Genomic DNA, 253 nt, shown 5'->3' with positions numbered 1-253 from the left:
AGTTCTGCGTGGTCCGGCAGCTGCGCGTTATGGCAACGGCGCGGCGGGCGGCGTGGTTAACATCATTACCAAAAAAGGCAGCGGCGAGTGGCACGGCTCCTGGGACGCATATTTCAATGCGCCAGAACATAAAGAGGAAGGTGCCACCAAACGCACTAACTTTAGCCTGACCGGTCCGCTGGGCGACGAATTCAGCTTCCGTTTGTATGGCAACCTCGACAAAACCCAGGCTGACGCGTGGGATATCAACCAG

Annotated in this window: 1 pseudogene; it reads left to right on the top strand. The window is 57.3% G+C overall.

The features are described from left to right. Positions 1-253 (top strand): annotated as a pseudogene (locus SB765_RS31815) (TonB-dependent siderophore receptor); the annotation flags it as partial.

Source organism: Pseudomonas sp. SIMBA_067, assembly GCF_046534675.1.
Classification (GTDB): domain Bacteria; phylum Pseudomonadota; class Gammaproteobacteria; order Pseudomonadales; family Pseudomonadaceae; genus Aquipseudomonas; species Aquipseudomonas putida.
The sequence above is the reverse complement of the archived record's forward strand: the minus strand, read 5'-3'. Positions and strand labels throughout refer to the sequence as shown.